General features: G+C 51.8%; 3 protein-coding genes. 1 reads left to right on the top strand and 2 read right to left on the bottom strand.

The features are described 5' to 3' along the window. Nucleotides 1-243 (bottom strand): flagellar motor protein MotB (locus RMO15_RS30635; RefSeq protein WP_309722213.1); only part of this gene is annotated, 243 nt, incomplete at its 3' end. Next, complete coding sequence (gene motA, locus RMO15_RS30630) at nucleotides 243-1,100, bottom strand: flagellar motor stator protein MotA (RefSeq protein ID WP_309722210.1); 858 nt, start codon at nucleotides 1,098-1,100, stop codon at nucleotides 243-245. The genes RMO15_RS30635 and motA, both read right to left, overlap by 1 nt. Before the next feature lie 99 nt (nucleotides 1,101-1,199). Here motA and RMO15_RS30625 point away from each other — a divergent pair. Continuing rightward, on the top strand, nucleotides 1,200-1,503 hold a 304-nt coding region (locus RMO15_RS30625; protein WP_309722207.1), incomplete at its 3' end, for an ABC transporter permease.

The raw sequence follows: 1,503 nt of genomic DNA, 5'->3' as shown, positions 1-1,503 counted from the left end.
CTTCATCTTCAAATCGATGATCGATGAGCTTCTGGGAACAGACTTGTTAAAACCCATTGGGTCGTTGAAGTAGCCCTGAATGATGTTCTTGTTGTCTTCAGACAAACCCATGATCCACATGACCATGAAGAACGCCATCATAGCGGTGACGAAGTCAGCATAGGCAACCTTCCACGAACCGCCGTGATGGGCGTGACCATGGGCGGCCTTCTTCTTGACGATAATGACTTGATTGTCTGCCATTACGCCGCCTTCTCCTTAACCTTAGTTTCCATTTCTGTGAAGCCGGGGCGAACGGCTGGCTCAATATTTCTGCGCGCGAACTCGATACATGTGATCGGAGATTCGCCCCGGGCAAAGCTCAACAGTGCAAATCGAATGCAGTTCATGTATTGGCCCTCACTGTTCAGACGGGTGGTCATTGCGGCCGAAAGCGGAGCAAAGATTCCGTACGCCAACAGAATTCCAAGGAACGTACCGACAAGAGCGGCGGCAACCGACTTACCAATTTCTGCCGGGTCTCCACCGATTTTTCCCATCGTGATGATAACGCCCAAAACAGCAGCAACGATTCCGAAACCCGGCATGGCATCTCCCACCGTTTGGATCCCAGTAGCTGGAGCAGACGCTTCTTTGTGCGCGATCTCAAGGTCTATTTCCATCATCTCGCTAAGGTCGTGCGGACCGACCGAGCCAGTAAGAACAACCTTCATCGTATCGGCAAAAAAGTGTACGGCATGGTGGTGAGCAAGGAACGAGGGAAAGGCTTTTATGATCTCACTTTCTTCCGGAGTCTCGACATGCTTTTCGAGTCCGAGCAATCCTTCTTTTCGCGCGACATTGAAGAGTTGGTACATCATCTTCAGCAGATCAAGATAGGCATCTTTGGTGAAGGGGTCTGGTTTGAGCAAACCCATGACGGCGGCAATGGTGGTTTTGAGTCCGCCGATTCCATTGGCGGCGATGAACGATCCTAAACCGGCACCACCAAGGATGATGAATTCGTTGATCTGAATCAACACCGCGATCTGACCGTGGTGCATGATGTATCCGACCATGACCGACGCGACCACCACTACTACCCCGATAAGTACATTCATGCGTTCGTCTCAAAGCCCTCCTCGCACACAAGGAGTCCTACAAAGATTGTCGGCAAGTCGCCTGGCAATTCTTACACCGCGTAGAATGACGAGGTAAGAATGCGTTTTCTGGAATTGATCGGTGATCCAGTTCTCAGCTTCCTCACGTTTGTGGGCGAGTGCTCCACCCTGGTCGGCGACTCATTTCGCCGACTTCTGCACAAGTTTGAATTCGCGGAAACGCTTAACCAGAAGGCGTTTGTCGGGGTCTCTTCCGTTCCGATTGTCGTGATGACGAGTATTTTCTCCGGAGCGGTGCTGTCACTCTATTTGAGCCAGTTCTTGGGTGCATACGGAGTCACCACGTTCGTTGGAGCGACTGTCGCACTGAGTGTTGCTCGTGAAATCGGCCCGGTCATCGCCG

It is taken from the genome of Armatimonas sp. (assembly GCF_031410135.1).
Taxonomy (GTDB): domain Bacteria; phylum Armatimonadota; class Armatimonadia; order Armatimonadales; family Armatimonadaceae; genus Armatimonas.
This window is presented reverse-complemented; position numbering and strand designations above follow the sequence as displayed.